Source organism: Corynebacterium sp. zg-331 (assembly GCF_014267345.1).
GTDB lineage: Bacteria > Actinomycetota > Actinomycetes > Mycobacteriales > Mycobacteriaceae > Corynebacterium.
Genome location: NZ_JACMYD010000001.1, coordinates 327,530 through 345,043, shown reverse-complemented (window position 1 = coordinate 345,043; position 17,514 = coordinate 327,530). Strand labels below are relative to the sequence as shown.

9 protein-coding genes and 1 pseudogene are annotated in these 17,514 nt (G+C 67.4%); 1 reads left to right on the top strand and 9 read right to left on the bottom strand.

Annotated features, from left to right (window positions below):
- Nucleotides 1–76 precede the first annotated feature (76 nt).
- Entirely contained in the window at nucleotides 77–505 is a 429-nt protein-coding gene (locus H7347_RS01690) for a hypothetical protein (protein ID WP_152820696.1), read from the bottom strand.
- A gap of 408 nt (nucleotides 506–913) precedes the next feature.
- Between H7347_RS01690 and H7347_RS01685 the strand changes: the two are divergent.
- Nucleotides 914–2,232 (top strand): annotated as a pseudogene (locus H7347_RS01685) (alkaline phosphatase).
- 101 nt (nucleotides 2,233–2,333) lie between these two features.
- Here the strand turns inward: H7347_RS01685 and rpsP are convergent.
- The 8 genes from rpsP to smc form a co-directional block, all read right to left on the bottom strand.
- Nucleotides 2,334–2,822: a 30S ribosomal protein S16 gene (rpsP, locus tag H7347_RS01680; protein WP_152820694.1), complete on the bottom strand. Its 489-nt coding sequence runs from the start codon at nucleotides 2,820–2,822 to the stop codon at nucleotides 2,334–2,336.
- Nucleotides 2,823–3,020: 198 nt separating this feature from the next.
- Nucleotides 3,021–4,646: a signal recognition particle protein gene (ffh, locus tag H7347_RS01675; RefSeq protein WP_186337100.1), complete on the bottom strand. Its 1,626-nt coding sequence runs from the start codon at nucleotides 4,644–4,646 to the stop codon at nucleotides 3,021–3,023.
- Between the two features lie 46 nt (nucleotides 4,647–4,692).
- Entirely contained in the window at nucleotides 4,693–6,732 is a 2,040-nt protein-coding gene (locus H7347_RS01670) for a [protein-PII] uridylyltransferase (RefSeq protein WP_370513882.1), read from the bottom strand.
- Nucleotides 6,729–7,067: a P-II family nitrogen regulator gene (locus tag H7347_RS01665; RefSeq protein ID WP_152820690.1), complete on the bottom strand. Its 339-nt coding sequence runs from the start codon at nucleotides 7,065–7,067 to the stop codon at nucleotides 6,729–6,731. Before H7347_RS01665 ends, H7347_RS01670 begins: the two co-directional genes overlap by 4 nt.
- Nucleotides 7,068–7,112: 45 nt before the next feature.
- Nucleotides 7,113–8,369 carry an ammonium transporter gene (locus H7347_RS01660; protein WP_152820688.1) on the bottom strand — a complete coding sequence of 419 codons (1,257 nt, stop codon included), beginning with the start codon at nucleotides 8,367–8,369 and terminating at the stop codon, nucleotides 7,113–7,115.
- A gap of 135 nt (nucleotides 8,370–8,504) precedes the next feature.
- A complete protein-coding gene (gene ftsY / locus H7347_RS01655; protein WP_152820686.1) occupies nucleotides 8,505–10,265 on the bottom strand; it encodes a signal recognition particle-docking protein FtsY in 1,761 nt (586 codons plus the stop codon).
- A 149-nt stretch (nucleotides 10,266–10,414) separates the two neighbouring features.
- A complete protein-coding gene (locus H7347_RS01650; RefSeq protein WP_227658939.1) occupies nucleotides 10,415–13,903 on the bottom strand; it encodes a hypothetical protein in 3,489 nt (1,162 codons plus the stop codon).
- 90 nt (nucleotides 13,904–13,993) lie between these two features.
- Entirely contained in the window at nucleotides 13,994–17,497 is a 3,504-nt protein-coding gene (smc, locus tag H7347_RS01645; RefSeq protein ID WP_152820684.1) for a chromosome segregation protein SMC, read from the bottom strand.
- Between the last annotated feature and the right edge of the window lie 17 nt (nucleotides 17,498–17,514).

Here is a 17,514-nt window from a genome sequence, read left to right as displayed (position 1 = left end):
CTGCTGAGAAGTGGGCCTACATGAAGCGCGAGCGGTTACCCGATTACCGCGTCCGCCTCCCGGAGCTATCGTTCCGCTATTCTCCGACCGCAACGAAAAATCCCTGTCCAGTACGCTTGTTACCCCAAAAGGCGTACAAGCAAACAGTAACCTTTGCTTTCGCGGCGTTACAGTTATTCCTTCTCCAAAATCCATGTGCAGATACCTCACCCCCGGATATATGGGGGTTTTCCGCATGTCCCCAGGGACTACAGATGAAGGCTCTCGATTGAATCTGATTTTCCGTCGGCGGCTCAGCGGAAGAAATTTCTCTCGGTACCCGAATCGGTTCAAACTCCGATAACTTCTGAGCCGGTATCGATTGTTCTTCCACCACAACCCAGCGCTCCGGTTCTCCTTGTACAAGGGATAAGGCATTCGACACCGGAACATTAGCCGCCACCATCAAAATCGCTAGGAGAACGGCGATAGCAAGAATAAACTTTGAGCTCTGATTTTCCTTCACAATCAGAGACCTTTCCCACGGGTATGCATAAATAAAATGCAAATAATCCATAGGAGGTTCCGATTGATAGTTTGTACGCCCTTGGACCGGGGTTCATTCGCAAGGTTTGGATGATGAACAGACCCCTTCATCACTCGGTAGGAAAAATATACCCTCCCGTTCACCCACCCGTCATACCCCATTCACCTCCATCCCCTACCACCGCCCCATGCCTGTTTCCCGTCGCCTCTTCCTGGCCCCTCCGGCCTCGCCACCGCAACGGCCTCCACCCAGAACTCCTCCCCGCTGTCCTCCTTCGGAGGCCTCGTCCCGGAGCGCCCGCGCCTGACCCACGGCGTCGCCTCGGGCGATGTGCGCCCGGACGGCGCCCTGATCTAGACGCACGCGGATCGTCCCAGTCGCCTTATCGTGGAGGTCTCCCCACCGAGTCCTTCCGCAATCCCCGCCGCTTCACCGGCATGACCATGACTCCGGAGAGCGATCACACCGGCAAGCTGCGTCTGGTGGGCCTGGACACCGATGCGGACGTGCACTACCGGGTCTTTGCCCAGGACCTCGATACCGGCCTGCTCTCCGAGCCAGTGCTGGGGACGCTGCGCACGGCGCCGTCGGCAAGCAGGAACATCCGCTTCCAGTGGTCGGGCGACGTGGCGGGCCAGGGCTACGGCATCAATCCGGAGCTCAGGGGCTGGACGGCGTGGTCGCAGATGGCGCAGCGCAACCCGGACTTCTTCCTGCACTCCGGGGACACGATCTACGCGGACAACATCATCGAAGAGTCGGTGACGCTGCCCGATGGCCGCGTGTGGCGCAACGTGGTCACGGAGGCGAAGTCCCACGTGGCGCAGAGCCTAGAGGATTATCGCGGCAACTACGCCTATAACCTCATGGACTCCCACTACCGGGACTTCCAAGCCCAGGTTCCGCAGATCGTGCAGTGGGACGATCATGAGACGGTGAACAACTGGTACCCGGGCGAGGTCTTGGACCTGCCGGAGTACGCGGTCAAGGACGTCAACACCCTGGCCGGGTGGGCGCACCGGGCATTCCACGAGTGGCAGCCCACCGATCGGAGCATGGCGGTGGACGGGCGCATCTACCGCAAGGTCTCCTACGGCCCGCTGCTGGACGTCTTCGTGCTGGACATGCGCTCCTACAAGGACGATAACGAGCTGAATCATCGCGGCACCAGGGCCGACGGCGCGATCCTGGGCGAAAAGCAGGAGCACTGGCTGATCCGGGAACTGCAATCCCCCACCGCCACGTGGAAGGTGGTGGCCAACGATCTTCCACTGGGGACCGTCGTGCCTGATGGTAAGACCAGCCACTAGGAGTCCGTGGCCAACGGCGGCCCAGGGGTGCCGGTGGGACGGGAATCGGAGATCACCCGCGTGCTCCGCGCCATCCGCGTGTGGCGCAACGTGGTGTGGCTAACCGCCGACGTCCACTACACCACCGCCCACCGCTACCACCCGGATCGCGCGGCGTTCCAGGAGTTCTCCCCGTTCTGGGAGTTCGCCTCCGGGCCGCTGCAGGCCGGGGCCTTTGAACCCAACGAGATGGATCCCACCTTCGGCCCCGAGGTGGTGTACGTACACGCCTCCGAGGAGGCCAACGAGTCCCCGCTGGACGAGTTCCAGGACATCGATGGGCAGACGCGGGAGATGACGGTCAAGCTGCTCCCCCGGGGAACGGAGCGGTACCGGATGATGCTGCCCACCCAGTAACGCAGGTGCCCGATAGGCGCGGCATAAAACATAAGAAAACCGCTCCGGAGACAGCTCACAAGAACTCCCGGAGCGGTTAGCCCGTTGCCACGGGTAAGGAATTACTCGGCGGACTCCGCCTCGGCATCCTTCTCGCCGGCCTCGGCGGCGGCCTTCTCGGCAGCCAGCTTCTCTGCCGCAGCCTTGGCCTCCTTCTCCTCCTTGGCCTTGCGCTTCTTCTCCACCACGTCGTCCACGGAGGGGCCGTTGTTGGCCTCGGCCAAGGCCTCGTTGAACAGGTCCAGCTTGGACTTCTTCTCCGGGGCCACCTTCAGGGTGCCCTCGGCGCCCTCGATGCCCTTGAACTTCTGCCAGTCGCCAGTGATCTTCAGCAGGGCCAGCACGGGCTCGGTGGGCTGGGCACCCACGCCCAGCCAGTACTGGGCGCGCTCGGAATCGATCTTGATGACGGAGGGATCCTGCTTCGGCTCGTAGATACCGATGTTCTCGATCACCTTGCCGTCGCGGCGGGTGCGGGCGTCCGCGATCACCACGCGGTAGTGCGGGGTGCGGATCTTGCCGAGGCGCTGAAGCTTGATCTTGACAGCCATGCTGGTGTTCCTTCTCTGTGGTCACTGGGCAGTGCGGACACCCGCCCCGGGTGGGCGGGCCGGTTCAACCCTTGGATTAGCCTGCGCGTGATCCTGCTGGTCGGCCGTGGCCGGTGTCAGCGTCACGCAGGATATGCTTGGCGTCGCCCCGGCATCGGGACAACCCACAGCATTATAGTACATCGACCACCCACGCGGCTACTTGCCCTTGCCGAAGTCCAGGTTGTTGAGGTCGATGTTCTCCATGCCCTTGGGCATCGTGGGCATCCCTTTGGCCAGCCTGCCCAGTCCGCCGAGCCCCGGCATGCCACCCCCGGCCTCCATCTGCTGCTGGAGCTGCTGGAGCTGCGCCATGTCCGGCATCCCCCCGCCCATGCCGGGCATCTTCGGCGGGGTAGGGCCCTTCTTGGCGGGCTTGCGCTTGCCGTTCTTCCCCTTGCGTCCCTTGGGCTTTTTCTTGGTGGCCGAGCGCATACCGCCGCCCATGCCGAGCTGACCGGCCATCTTGCCCATCATCTTCTTGGCTTCGAAGAACCGTTCCACCAATTGGTTGACCTCGGAGACCTCCACGCCGGAGCCGGCGGCGATGCGCTTGCGGCGCGAGGCGTTGAGGATCTTGGGGTTCTCACGCTCCTGCGGGGTCATGCCGCGGATGATGGCCTGGATGCGATCCAGTTGTTTTTCATCCACCATGTCGGCCATCTGGTTCATCTGCTTGCCGCCGGGCAGCATCTTGAGCAGGTTACCGATGGGCCCCATGCGGCGGATCATGAGCATTTGGTTGAGGAAGTCCTCCAGGGTCAGTTCCCCGGTGCCGATCTTCTGGGCGGTGGCCTCCGCCTGCTTCTGGTCAAAGACGCTCTCGGCCTGCTCGATGAGGGAGAGCATGTCTCCCATGCCCAGGATGCGGCTGGCCATGCGCTCAGGGTGGAAAACATCGAAGTCCACCAGCTTTTCTCCGGTGGAGGCGAAAAGGATCGGCTTGCCGGTGACCTCGCGGATGGACAGCGCCGCGCCGCCGCGGGCATCGCCGTCGAGCTTGGTGAGCACCACGCCGGTGAAATCCACGCCGTCGCGGAAGGCCTCGGCGGTGCTCACGGCGTCCTGGCCGATCATGGAGTCGATAACAAAGAGCACCTCGTCGGGCTGCACGGCGTCGCGGATGTTGCGCGCCTGGGTCATCAGCTCCTCGTCGATGCCCAGGCGACCGGCGGTGTCCACGATCACCACGTCGTGCTGGGCGCGACGGGCCTCCTCGATACCGGCCTGGGCCACGGCAACGGGATCACCGTGCGAGGTACCCATCTCGTGCTCGGAGGAGTCGATGGAGGTGCCGGGGTCGGGGGCAAAGGTGGGCACGCCCGCGCGCTGCCCCACGATCTGGAGCTGCTGCACGGCGCCGGGGCGCTGGAGGTCGCAGGCCACCAGCATGGGGGTGTGGCCCTGCTTTTCTAAGTGCTTGGCCAGCTTTCCGGCCAGGGTGGTCTTACCCGCGCCCTGGAGGCCCGCGAGCATGATCACGGTGGGTGGGTTCTTGGCCAGGTTGAGCCGGCGGGTCTGCCCGCCGAGGATCCCGGTGAGTTCCTCATTGACGATCTTGATGACCTGCTGAGCGGGGTTGAGGGCCTGGGATACCTCCGCCCCGTTCGCGCGTTCCTTGATCCGTTTGATGAAGCCGCGCACCACGGGCAGGGAGACGTCCGCCTCCAACAGCGCCAGGCGGATTTCCCGCGCGGTGGCGTTAATATCCGCCTCGGTGAGTTTGCCCTTTCCGCGGATACCGCTGAGCGCTCCGGAAAGGCGATCGGACAAAGACTCAAACACGTTGGTGCTGCTCCCTCGTAGAACTACGGGTTGTTCACTGCTGCGATTAGTCTACGTTACCGCCCACGGCCCGGGCGATGTCGCGTTCCACTGCGACGCGCTCGATACCCTGCGGCAGCTGGGCCTGCACGATCATGGTACCGCCCACGTTACGCATGGTCAGCCAGCGCGCGGTAGCGAGGGCCCCGGCCACCGCGCCGAGCGCGCCGACGCCGTCCACGGTGCGCACCTCCACCACCGAACCGCGCCAATACGTATCCGTATGGGTAGACGTCACCACCGGCAGGTCACGGTAGACCCCCGAGTGATAGGCGCGCACGAAGTCCTGGACGTCCAGGGTGGGCCGCACCGTGGAGCGCACCTCGAATTCGGCGTGTACCTGTCCGGTGGCGCGGGTGAGGACACGGGCGGCGTCGATGGTCCAGGCCTTAGCCGCGATCGCGGCGAGCACGTCGCTTACGTCCTTTCCCTCGGTAGAACGCCAGTACACGGTGGCACCCCGCACCCCCACCTCCGAGGGCGCATGCACCAGCGGCGGGGCGGGAGAAAGCTCCGCGAGGTGGCTCCGGGCCTGCCCGCTGAGCTGCGCGATGCCGTGGGCCAGGCGGCGATTCCACACTCCCGGCCCGGTGGCCTGGGCGTCCGCCGGTGCCAGGGCGGTGAGCAGCTCCAGGGTGAGCAGGTCGTAGTGCACGGCGCGCAGCAGCTCGTCCACGGTGGATTCGGCCCCGGGATCACGAGTAGTGACCAAACGGGACAGCGTGGTGTGCTCTGCCACGAGGGTTTGCACGCAGCTGCGCTCCCGAAGATTCATCCCCAGCCGGGTGCCCATGCGCGCCACCAGCTCCGCGCCCACGAGCTCGTGCGGGCGGCGATACCCCTTGCCGATGTCGTGGTAGAGCGCCGCGAGCAGCAGCAGATCCGGGCGCGACACCGTGGTCTTGGCCGAGGCGCAGCGCGCCACCACCCCCAGGGTGTGCTCATCGATGGTGTGCGTGTGACTGGGCTCGGCGGGCATCCTGCCCCGGATGTGCGTCCACTCCGGCACCAGCGTCTCCCACAAACCGAGGGCGTCCATCTGGCGGATCACCGGGGCGCTGTGCTCCGGGGAGTTCAGGAGGGAAAGGAAATCGGAGGCGGCTTGGCGCGGCAGCCGCTGCGGTAACGGTGGCAGGGTGGACACCTCCGCCCAGGTGCGCGGCGCCACCGGCAGGCCGGTGCGCGCGGCGGCCGCGGCCACCCGCAACAGCAGGCCGGGATCGTCCAGGCGGGGCTGGCGCGAAAGCACAATCTGCCCATTGTCTTCCACCACGTCCACGTCGAGGGGACGGCGAAGGCGCCTGCGGGCCCGTGCCCCCAGGAGATCCCGCGCCTGGGCTAGGGCCACGGTGAGTTCCGACTCCACGCGGCGAGCATTCGTGGCCAGGGCGCGCGCCAGGGCGTAGCGGTCCTCGAAACCCAGGTCCCGTGCGATCTCGGCGGCAAATTCGGGGTCGAGCACGTCCCGGCGCCGCCGCGCGTGCCGATGCAGGCGAGCGCGAACGTCCAGGAGCAGGGCCCGCTCGGCGCTGAGATCCGGCATGTCGCACACATGGCCGAGCGCCAGGGCCCTCAGGAGCTCGATATCGCGCAGTCCACCGCGACCGTGCTTAAGATCGGGTCGGGTCATGGTGACCAGGGAGCCGGAGCGACGCCACCGCGCAATCGCGGTATCCACCACCGCGTTGAAATTACGGCTCAGCTCCCTGCGCCACGCACGTAATACGCGTTCGCGGCACCGCGCGGTCAGGGTCTCATCCCCGCGCAGGTGGCGCAGATCCAGCAGCGCCAGGGCCGCGGTGGCCTCCCGGCTGATAAGCTCCACGCAGTCGGCGGGGCTGCGCACCGCGTGATCGAGACGCTGGCCGGCGTTCCAGATGGGATGCCACAGGCGCTCCACCTCCCCTGTATCGGGTTGCTCGCCCTCCGGGTGCAGCAAAACCAGATCAATATCGGAGTACTCCGTGGCCTCCCCCCTGGCCACGGAGCCGGTGGCCGCCAGCGCACAGCCGACGGGCACCTCCACGGCGTCCAGCGACGGTTTCACAAGGCCTCGTGATCGCGCTCCCCGGTGCGCACCCGCACCACCTGTTCCACGGGGCTGACCCATACCTTCCCGTCGCCCACCTTCCCGGTGTAGGCCGCCTCCGTGATCGCGGTGACCACGTCGTCGAGGGCGGCGTCCTCGACCAACACCTCCACCTTGACCTTGGGCACAAACTCCGTGGCATACTCCGCGCCGCGGTAAAGCTCCGTGTGACCCCGCTGCTGACCGAATCCCTGGGTTTCGGTCACGGTCATGCCGTAGATACCCAGGGCATCGAGGCTCTCCCGAATATCAGACAAGGTAAAGGGCTTGACCACTGCGGTGACGAGTTTCATTACTGCTCTCCTTCGCACTTGAGCGTGTCTCCACGCTGCCTCATCCTACTTTGTTCCGGCGATGTCATAGGCGGATTCCGCGTGCTGAGCGTAATCCACGCCGTGGTATTCCTCTTCCCGATCCACGCGCCAACCCACCGTGGCCTTCAAGGCCAGGGCAATCGCCGCGGTCAACAGGCCGGAAAACAGCACCGCCACCGCCGCGATCAGGGCCTGGACGACCGTGAGCTTGAGGTCCCCCAGCAGCAGACCCAGGCCCACGGTTCCCCACAACCCCGCCACGAGGTGCACTCCCACCACGTCTAGGGAGTCGTCGTAGCCAAAGCGAAACTTCAAGCCCACCGCCAGGCAGGCCAGCACGCCACCCACGGCCCCCAAAACCAGGGAGGACACAGGGCCGAGCGCCCCCGCGGCCGGGGTAATAGCCACCAACCCGGCCACCAGCCCCGAGGCCGCACCCAGCGAGGTCGCATGTCCGTAGCGCACCCGCTCGGTGGCCAGCCAGGACAGCAGGCCGGCGGCCGCAGCGGCAGCGGTATTGACCCAGGCCAGGGCCGCCGTGGCGTCTGGGGCCAGGGCCGAACCGGCGTTAAAACCGCACCACCCGAACCAGAGCAGGGCCGCGCCCAGCATGACCATCGGCAGGTTGTGGGGCCGCGGTACCCGACGCGGGAAACCCCGACGTTTGCCCACCACGAGCGCCAGCACGAAGGCCGCCGCACCGGCGGAGATGTGCACCACGGTGCCGCCCGCGAAGTCGATGGGGGCCACCAGCGCCTCTCCCTGCCCGTCGGTGCCGAAGATCCACGCGGACAGCGAACCGGCACTCTCCGAGAGCAGGCCCCCGCCCCACACCATGTGAGCCAGGGGGAAATACACCAGGGTGGGCCAGGCGGCGGTGAAGATGAGCCACGTGGAGAACTTCACGCGCCCGGCCAGCGCACCGGAAATGATCGCCGTGGAGATCACGGCGAAAGTGAGCTGGAATGCGACGTCGATGAGCGCGGGATACCCGTTCTCTCCCCGCGTGGCGGCAGTCATGCCGCGCAGGCCGAAGAACTCGGTGGGGTCGGCCACCACCCCGCCCCAAGAGCGCGTGCCATAGGACATCGACCATCCCCACAGCAGGTACACCACGGTAACCATACCCAGGGCCGCGAAGCTCATCATCATCATGTTGAGCACGGCCCGCCGCCCCGTCATGCCGCCGTAGAACAGCGCCAGGGCGGGGGTCATCAACAGGACAAGGGAGGCGGAGATCAACACCCACGCGGCGTTGGCAAGAAGGACGTCGTGATCCATGAGGCACCTGCTTTCCCGGTTTTTCTATCGTTATATAGATAAATGTAGCCCGGGACAGTCGGTTTTTAACACTCAATAGAAAATAAAGTGGCGCGGATCATAGGGTCCGCGCCACCCTGACTGAAATCTTCGACCTTAGGCGGACTCCCCCAGGAGGGCATCCACGAAACCTTCCACCTCAAAGGGCGCCAGATCGTCCGATCCCTCTCCCAGGCCCACCAGCTTCACCGGAACGCCCAACTCCTCCTGCACCCTCAACACGATGCCCCCCTTGGCCGAGCCATCGAGCTTGGTCAACACCACGCCGCTGATGTCCACCACCTCGCTAAACGTGCGCGCCTGCATCAGGCCGTTTTGCCCCACGGTGGCATCCAACACCAGCAGAACCTCATCCACGCGGGCCTTCTTCTCCACCACGCGCTTGACCTTGCCCAGCTGATCCATCAACCCCACCGAGGTATGCAGGCGACCCGCCGTGTCCACCAACACCACGTCGGCCTGGTCGGCCACGCCCCGGGCCACGGCGTCGAAAGCCACCGAGGCCGGATCCGCCCCCTCCTCGCCGCGCACCGTCGTGGCACCCACCCGGCACCCCCAGGTCTCCAGCTGATCCGCCGCCGCCGCGCGGAAGGTATCTGCGGCACCCAGCACCACCGTGTGCCCCATCGAAACGAGCACGCGCGCCAACTTACCCGTGGTGGTAGTCTTACCCGTGCCATTGACGCCCACCACCAACACCACGGCGGGCTTGCCCTCGTAGGGCATCGCCTTAATCGAGCGATCCATCTCCGGTTGGCACGCCTCGATCAGGGTCTCGCGCAGCATGGTCCGCGCCTCCGCCTCGGAGGACACCCCTCGCTGCGCGATCTTGGTCCGCAGGTCCTCGACCACCCTGGTGGTCACGGCGGTACCAAGATCCGCCATCACCAGGGTATCCTCGATCTCCTCCCAGGCGTCCTCATCGAGGTCACCGGCGGACAGAATACCCAGCACGGACTTGCCAATCACGTTCTGCGACCGCGACAACCTCCCGCGCAGCCGACCCAGGCGCCCCGCCACCGGGGCGATCTCCTCCTGGGGTTCCCGAACCTCCTCCCGCGCAACCGGTTCCTCGTCGTGGGGTTGAGGCGCCGGGGTCTTCTCCAGGGCCTCCGCCGCCGCCTGCGCGGTCACCGCTGCCGCCGCGGCCTCGATCGCCTCCTCCGGCCGCTCGGCCTCGACGGCCTCAGCGGGAACGTCCGCCCCCACCTCATCCTCCCCGGAAGAAGGCTCCACCTCGCGCGCGTCCTTATCCTCGACGGCGTCCTCGACCGCCTCGACGGGCTTACGCTCGGGCTGCGCCTCGTCGACAACGGCGACCCCCGGACGCACCTCCTCCCGCGGGGCCTCCTGGACCGCGGGCCGCGGCGGCTCCGGGGCATCCTGGACAAGATCGACCGAGACGCCGGGCTTTTCCGACTGCTCCTCGGCCTTCTTCTCGAATTTTTCTGCCGTGGGTTCGGTGACCGGCCGCGGCTCGTGGGCGGCGGGTTGCTGGGCCGATTCCGGCGCGGGTTTGACCCGCTTGGCGGGGGCGGAGGGGCGAGGGTGCGTCCGGCGGACCTGCGGCACCGGTTCCTTGCTCGCCTCCTCACCGGTCAGCGAGGCGTTCTTCGTCAAAGCCGCGACGCTGGCGTCGGCCGTCGAACCCCCGGTCGCAAAGTTAAAGCCCCCCTTGGCCTGGTAATTTCCGGATTTTTCCTGCTGCGTGAGCTGCTTAGGCGTCTCCTGGTCCTTCTTCTCGAAGGTGACCGTCTTGGCAGCGGTATTTTTTCGCCCGATGAGCACCAAAACTGCCGTCAGAAGAAGAATGACAAGGAGCGCTATGCCAGCAATGATCCAAAAATCCGTAGTCATGCCCTCCATCATGGCAGGGCAGACCGCCTATTGACCACCTCGCCTCACTGCGCGTTGATCCCCACCGCCACGCGAGACCGGATCGATGCCTCCGTCACGCGGCGGCGAGCTTGTTGGCCCCGCGGCTACGTCCTGCCTGGGTGGCTCGGCTACCCCCGCGCCGCCGAGGCCGCCAGAGCCATCGCCTCCGCCGAGATCACGTCGCCGGTCACCAGATCCGGCACCACCTCGGCCAGCTGCGACCACCCCTGCGCGGCGGCATCAAGGGTTTTGGACTTACCCATCAACCCGTGGGCGTGCATGCGGGCGGACAGCGCGAATACCAGCGAGACCACCGGTGCCAACGCCCAGGCGTTATCCTTGTCCTCCGTATTGACGCCGTCGAGCTTGTCGAAGCGCACGCGCGCCGCCGCGTAGAGGGCACGGTGGGTGCTACGCAGCGCCCGCAGCAGGGAGACGGCGGGCTTGACCAACCCCTCGGAGGTCAGCAGCCGATTGAGTTCCTCGCGTTTACGGAAGGTCTCAAACACCGCCATGAGGCGGGGACCATCCTCCATGATAGGGCCCGGCACGATGTCCGCGTTGGCGAAGAACATGCTCATCAGCTGCTCCTGCTGGGCGGAATCCATGTGGGCGATGCGCACGGTAGAGGCATCGATGCAGGCGGAATCCAGGGTGGAATCGCGCCCGGTCAGCAGGGTATTAACGAGGGCGGGCCCGGCGGTCTTCTTCAGCTCCGCCAGCAGCGCCTTGAGCTCCTTGGTGTTTTCGCTGCGGCCCAAAGCCCCACCCACCTCGCCCAGCTGCAGCATGATGGTGATCCACGGGCTGCGGTGATCCTCCCGCTGCGCGGGAGCCTCCTGCGCGAGGTTAAAGGAATGATTGACCAACCCAGTTACGATCATGCGGCCCGGTTGCAGGCGGGCGGGCACCAAGGAACCGGAGAGCCCGCGCAGGGCGGCGCGGGGGGATTCCTCGAAGATAGCGTGGGCCACGTCGCGCTCCCGCGTGGTCGCACCGAAGTGATCCCAGATCACCGGCAGCACCTGGGCGCTGGCGGGCGGCGTTTCCTCCTGCCCGGAGAGGAAGGCCGAAAGCCGGGCCAGCTCCTCGGGCTGATCGGCCAGGTAACCGGGTTGTTCCACCCGGAACGCCGTCTCACCGGGGCGGTGCGGGGCCCGCAGGGTGCCGAAGGGATCTCCGGCGTAGAGCTGCACGATAAGGTCCCCGGCGTCGATCAGCGATTCCGGCAGCGCGGTCACCTCCGTGACCTGGTGCAGGTGCCGGGCCGCCGACCAGGGAGCGGTGGCCGGCCACACCCACGCGGCGAGGTTGCGCGATTCCATGAGATCGGAAAAGTGCAGGGCGCCATCCATCACGCGCGCCGCCGTGGCGTGCGGGGTGGAACTCATCACCGCCAGGGTGACGGACACGCGATTGTTGCTGCCGGGATCCGTCCATTCGAATTCCAGGCGTCCCTCCGGCATCACCGCCACGGACTGCGCGATAGCACCCACCGGGGCGGAGTAGGTCACCGCATCCTCCCTGCTCAGCGCGACGGTACGCACCGGGGAACCATGCTGGTTGCGCACGCTGACCCGGGGTCGCCCCAGCTCCCCAGTGGCGCGCACGCGGATCTGACCGGCGGGATCGATGTGCCGGGTGCCCAGGTAGAGGCGACTGGTGCGCCACATCGGTTGATAGGTGGTCATGCCCAGCTCGAAGGACAACGCCGGGGGGCTAAAGCGCAGCGGCAAGCTATCGCCCTCGTCGGTGCTCACCACGAAGTCCGCGCCGGCCTCGGCCGGGGCCACGGCGATGCGGCGCGGCGAAACGGAAAAATCCTTCTCCCCGTGTCCCACCGCCAGGGAAGCCGGGGACAGCCCACCCTGAGCGGGAATGCGCACGCTGTGCGCGGCGGCGTCGATGGTGGTCTCGGCGACCATCCCCTCGACGATAGCGTAGCGGTGGCGGAAAGATTCGTTGCGCGGCCCGCGCAGGCGCACCAGGTATTCCCCCACCCAGGGGGCGTCATAGGCCTCGGGGTCAAAAATCTGGAAGGCCCCACCCTCGGCGGGCACCTCCAGCGGCTCCGGCTCCGCGATCTCCTCGGCGGTCTCTCCCACCCCGGAATAGGCGGAGATGGACAAATACCAGATCTCCTCGCGTCCGGAGACGGTGGCCGGGAAATCCGCCACCAGGGACTGCGCATGCACCGGCAGGCGGTTAAGCGTGCGCACGTGTGCCACCGGCTCCACCGGGTGCACAAAACGCACCCGCTGGCGGGGATCCACGCTGCGCAGATGCGACATGGCCGAGGGCGCCTGGCCCACCCGCACCACCTGGAGGGAGGCGATCGACGCCGCCTCCACCCGCCGGCATTCCCAGCCCGGCCAGCCCAGGATGGGCTGCGCGCCCACCACCGGCACCGGCTGCCCGGACACCACGTCCACCAGCTGCGCATCATCGGGCACGACCACGAAGAGCTCCGAATGGTGGAGCGAGACCTTATCCGTGAGGTTCTGCCCATTGACGGCAAAGATCAGCACGGGATCGCCCGCGTCCACCACCGGCACCTCCCAGGTGATCCCGTTGGTGGTATCGAACACCGTGGCCTCCCGCACCGGGCTGTCCACCGCCACGTCCAAGGCCTCGGCGTAGGTGGGCTCGCCCCAGGGGCGACCGGTGCGGAAGATCCGGGTGGTACCCGCCAGGCTCACCCGCCACGACACCTCGGCGTGCTCCCCCTCGCCCACGTACTGCGTGGACACGCGCTGCTCCGGCAGCCGCAGGCAGACCCTGCCGCGCCGAGGATCGAGCACCAACCTCGGGCGCATCTCTCGGGGTGCCACCCCCACCGCAGTGGCGCGCTCCGGGGTACCCACCGGGCGCTCGCGCAGTTCCGCCACCACGGCCTCGGCCACGAGCCGGGGCAGGGCGGGCTCCAGGTGGGAGCGGTCTCGATCCAGCCAGGAGGTGGGATGGTGCGTGGAAAAGGCCCGCACGGCCTGGATCCCACGCACCAGGTGCGCCATGCGCTCGGGAGCCTGAGCGGCCACGAGCGCGGTGGCGGTCAGGTCGCTGTCTTGGATGGCCGCCACGGCCTCCTGCGCGCCGGTTTCCCCGGGGCCGGTGTGCTCGTCGAGGCGATCAAGCAACTCCAGCAGGCCAGCCACCTCGCGGTAGATCACCCCGGCGTGATAGCACAGCGCATCCACGCTGCCCAGGGCCTCCGGGGTCTCCAGCCCGGCCCGCGCCAGGAGGGAGGGGACCTTCCGGTCCAGGGCAGCCACCCATTCCTCGGTGGAGCGCAGGCCCAGACCGGCGAAGTACTCGGTGTAGAATTCCGCGCGATCCACCAGGCGGCTCGCCCGGAAGATCAGGGTCACCGAGGTCATCACGGGGGTGACCTCCCAGAGGGCCGGAAGATCCGCGCCCGCGGCTACCTGCCGGGACAGGAACAGTCCAAAGAGCCTGTCGTAGCGCTCCATCTCATCGCTGCTGAGCCCCGCAGCGGGGAAATACGGGTGCCGCGCGAAAGTCTCCGCCAGCCTCAGCTCCCCCTGCGAGGCCCAGCCCAACAGGGAATCCGTCATATCGGCAAAAGGAGTACCCGCCCCCGTACCGTGCTCACTCATCACCGTGTTTTCTACCTCTTAAAATCTTTCCCGGAAAATATCGTTCGCGGTCGACCGCCTTCGCCAACGCCGCCAACGCCTTGTGCCCACCTAGCCTAGAGTAGCGGCCTCGGTTGCAGTATCGTCGGGCTGCATACGTTGGCTGAGTACCCTCGTGATGCCGTCGCCGCGCATGGTCACGCCGTAGAGCACGTTGGCCACATCCATCGTGGGCTTTTGGTGCGTAATCACGATGAGCTGGGAATCCCGGCGCAGTTCCTTGAACAGGTTGATCAGGCGGCGCAGATTGACGTCATCGAGGGCGGCCTCCACCTCATCCATGACGTAGAAGGGGCTGGGCCGCGCCCGGAAGATCGCCACCAGCAGTGCCAGGGCGGTCAGCGATTTCTCGCCACCGGACAGCAAAGAGAGCCGCTTGACCTTCTTTCCCGGCGGCCGGGCCTCCAGCTCGATGCCCGTGGTCAGCATATCCTCCGGCTCGGTAAGCACCAGGCGCCCCTGACCACCGGGAAAGAGCGTGTGAAAGACCTTGGGAAACTCTTCCTCCACGTCCCGCCAGGCCTCCATGAACAGGCGAAGGATGCGCTCGTCTACCTCCTCGATCACGCCTTCTAGATCCTCCCGGGCGGCCTCCACGTCCGCCAGCTGGGTGGAAAGAAACTGGTAGCGCTCCTCCAGGGCCTTGTATTCCTCCAGGGCCAAGGGATTGACCTTGCCCAGGGCGCTAAGGTCCTTTTCCGCCTGCTTGAGCCGGGCCTGCTGCTCCCGCCGGTCAAAGTCCGGCCCCGGGGCATACTCGGCCACCAGATCCGCCACCGCCATGCCCAGCTGCTCGGCGGCCTTGGCCTCGGCCTCGTCGAGGCGCACCTGGGCCTGTCCCACCGCGATCTCGGCGGCGTGGGCCGTATCGCTCAGTCGCCCCAGCTGCTGGCGCACCGCGCTCACCGCGTCCTTGGCCCCGGACACGCGCGCGGCGATCTGCGCCTTTTCCCGCTTCACCGCGTCGCGGCGCGCGACGGCGCGCCCCACGGCGGCCTCCACCCGGCGGGCCACCTCCTGCGCACCCTCCGCCACAGCACGGGCCAGGGCGGCCTCGGCCCGGCGTGCCGCCATCGCCTGCTCGTGGCGAGCTCGCGCCGCGCGCTCATGGCTCGCCTGGCGGCGCAGCTGCTGGGCCTTGCCTCGGGCCTGCTCCACGCGCTCCTCGGCGCTGCGGGCGCTGAGCTTGGCCTCTATCTCCATCGCCCGAACCTGCGCCAGGGCCTCCTTGGCGCTGTCGCGGGCCTCGGTGGAGGGCTCCTCGGCCGCGACATCTTCGGTATCCACGAGGCTGAGGCGCTGGCGCACCGCCGCCAGCTCGGCCCGGGTCTGGGCGAGGCGCTGCTCCGCCTCGCCTACCCGCGCCCGTGCCGTGTCCCGCGCCGTCGTTTGCTCCGCCAGGGTGCGCTCCAGGCGCTGAGTCTCCCGGGCCCATCCCTGAGCCTGGGCGTCGTGCTCGCGCAGCGTCGCAGTGGCGGAGGCGGCCTCCACGCGTGCTTCCTGCGCGGCCAGGGTGGCGCCCTCCACCGTGCCGGACAACTCCCCCAATCGAGTGCGCGCGGCCGTCAACTCATCCTGCGCCCGGGAAATCTGGCCCTCGACGGCCACGGAGCTGGCGGCATCCCGGCCCAATTGCACCCAGCCCTGGCCGGCGATCTCCCCCTGGCGCGTCACCGCCCGCACGCGAGGATCGGCCGCCACGGCGGCCTGCGCGGTGGCCCAGTCGGGGGCCAGCACCACGTCCGCCACGAGGCGATTGACGGCAGCCGCCACCGCCGGGGAAAGCTCCACGTGATCGAGCAGCCACTCGGTGCCCGCCGCAAGGTCGGCGTCCATGCGCCAGGGGCGCTCAACGCCGTCGGTGTCGCCGGATTGCCGAGTCACCAGCACCGTGCGCTCGGCGCCGGCCTGACGTATGGTATCCACCACTTCCTCGCCCACCGGCCCCACCAGGGCCTCCCCGTAGTGCCCCAGGGCGGCGGCAAGCGCCAGCTCCACACCGGGGCGCGGTCGTATCTCCCGGCTTAGCCTTCCCCACGGCTCTCCCTCGAGGATCTCCGCCGCGCTCGCCCGGGGCGCGGTATGACGCAGGGTCTCGATCCGGGAGCTCAGCGTGTACACCTCGCGCTCGTGCTCGCGCTGGGTGGCACGCACCTGCTCCAGGCGCTCCTCGGCGGATCGGGCCTCGGCGGCGGCACGGTCGCTGGCCTGAGCCAGAGGGACGCGCTGCTGGCCGGCCTGCTCATGGCGATCCCGCGCGGCCTCCCATTCCTCGCGAACCTGTCCCAGTCGGCCCTGGGCCTCCTCGACGGCTGCTCGATGGCGCTCCAGCTCCTCCTGCGCGGAGCTCACCCGCGCGGCATGATTTTCCTCGGCGGCCAGCAGCCGCACCACGCCTTCGCGGTGATCGGCCAGCGCCTTGATCTGGGCGAGGTGTTCGCGCTCCGCCTCGCGGGCGGCCTCCTCGCGGGCGGCGGCCTCCTCCTCGATCGCCTCGAGACGCTCGCGGGCCATCTCCGCTGCCTCCTCCAATCGAGCGAATTCCTCGTCCGCCTCGCGAGCACGGCGCTCCAAAAGATCCGGATCCATCCCGGAATAGGGCGCCTCGTGCCCCGCGGTCCGGGCCCGCTCGGCGGCGATCCGCGCGGTGGCGTTCACCCGCTCGGTGAGCGTGGACAGGCGGAACCACAGGTGCTGGGCGGATTCTTCCTGCGGAACGATGTCGGCCAGGCGCTCCTCCCAACCGACCTGCTCTTCCGTGCGTTCCTCCAAGTCCTCGGTCAGCGATACCACCTTGTCTCGGTACACGTCGGCCTGACGTGAGGCATCGCTGAGTTCCAAGCGCAGGGTGACGATGCGATCCCCGGCCAGCCGCAGCCGTGCATCGCGCACCGTGGCCTGCACGGTGGCGGCTCGTCGCGCGGCCTCCGCCTGGCGGGCCAAGGGCTTGAGCTGACGGCCAAGCTCCTCGGTGAGGTCGCGCAGGCGGTCGAGGTTTCCCTGCATCCCCGCGAGCTTGCGCTGCGCCTTTTCCTTGCGCCTGCGGTGTTTGAGCACCCCGGCCGCCTCCTCGATGTAGGCGCGGCGCTCCTCGGGGCGCGATTCGAGAATCTCCGAGAGCTTCCCCTGGCCCACGATGATGTGCATCTCCCGGCCGATCCCAGAGTCGGACAGCAATTCCTGGATGTCCATCAGGCGGGCCTTGGCCCCGTTGATCTCATACTCGCTGGCCCCGTCGCGGAACATCCGGCGGGTCACCGAAACCTCGGAGTATTCGATGGGCAGCCTGCCATCCGAGTTGTCGATCGTGAGCGTGACCTCGGCGCGGCCCAGCGGCTTGCGCTCCCCCGCTCCCGCGAAGATCACGTCCTGCATCTTCCCGCCGCGCAGGGTCTTGGCACCCTGTTCCCCCATGACCCAGGCCAGGGCGTCCACCACGTTGGACTTCCCCGAGCCGTTGGGACCCACCACCGCGCAGATTCCCGGCTCGAACTTCAACGTGGTCGCGGACGCGAAGGATTTAAATCCCTTGAGCGTCAGCGATTTGAGATGCATGGTGGCACGATTCTAGC

Coding starts and splice junctions, on each gene's coding strand:
- rpsP (WP_152820694.1), bottom strand. CDS start 2,822: ATGGCTGTCAAGATCAAGCTTCAGCGCCTCGGCAAGATCCGCACCCCG.
- H7347_RS01665 (WP_152820690.1), bottom strand. CDS start 7,067: ATGAAACTCGTCACCGCAGTGGTCAAGCCCTTTACCTTGTCTGATATT.
- H7347_RS01660 (WP_152820688.1), bottom strand. CDS start 8,369: ATGGATCACGACGTCCTTCTTGCCAACGCCGCGTGGGTGTTGATCTCC.
- ftsY (WP_152820686.1), bottom strand. CDS start 10,265: ATGACTACGGATTTTTGGATCATTGCTGGCATAGCGCTCCTTGTCATT.
- H7347_RS01650 (WP_227658939.1), bottom strand. CDS start 13,903: ATGAGTGAGCACGGTACGGGGGCGGGTACTCCTTTTGCCGATATGACG.
- smc (WP_152820684.1), bottom strand. CDS start 17,497: ATGCATCTCAAATCGCTGACGCTCAAGGGATTTAAATCCTTCGCGTCC.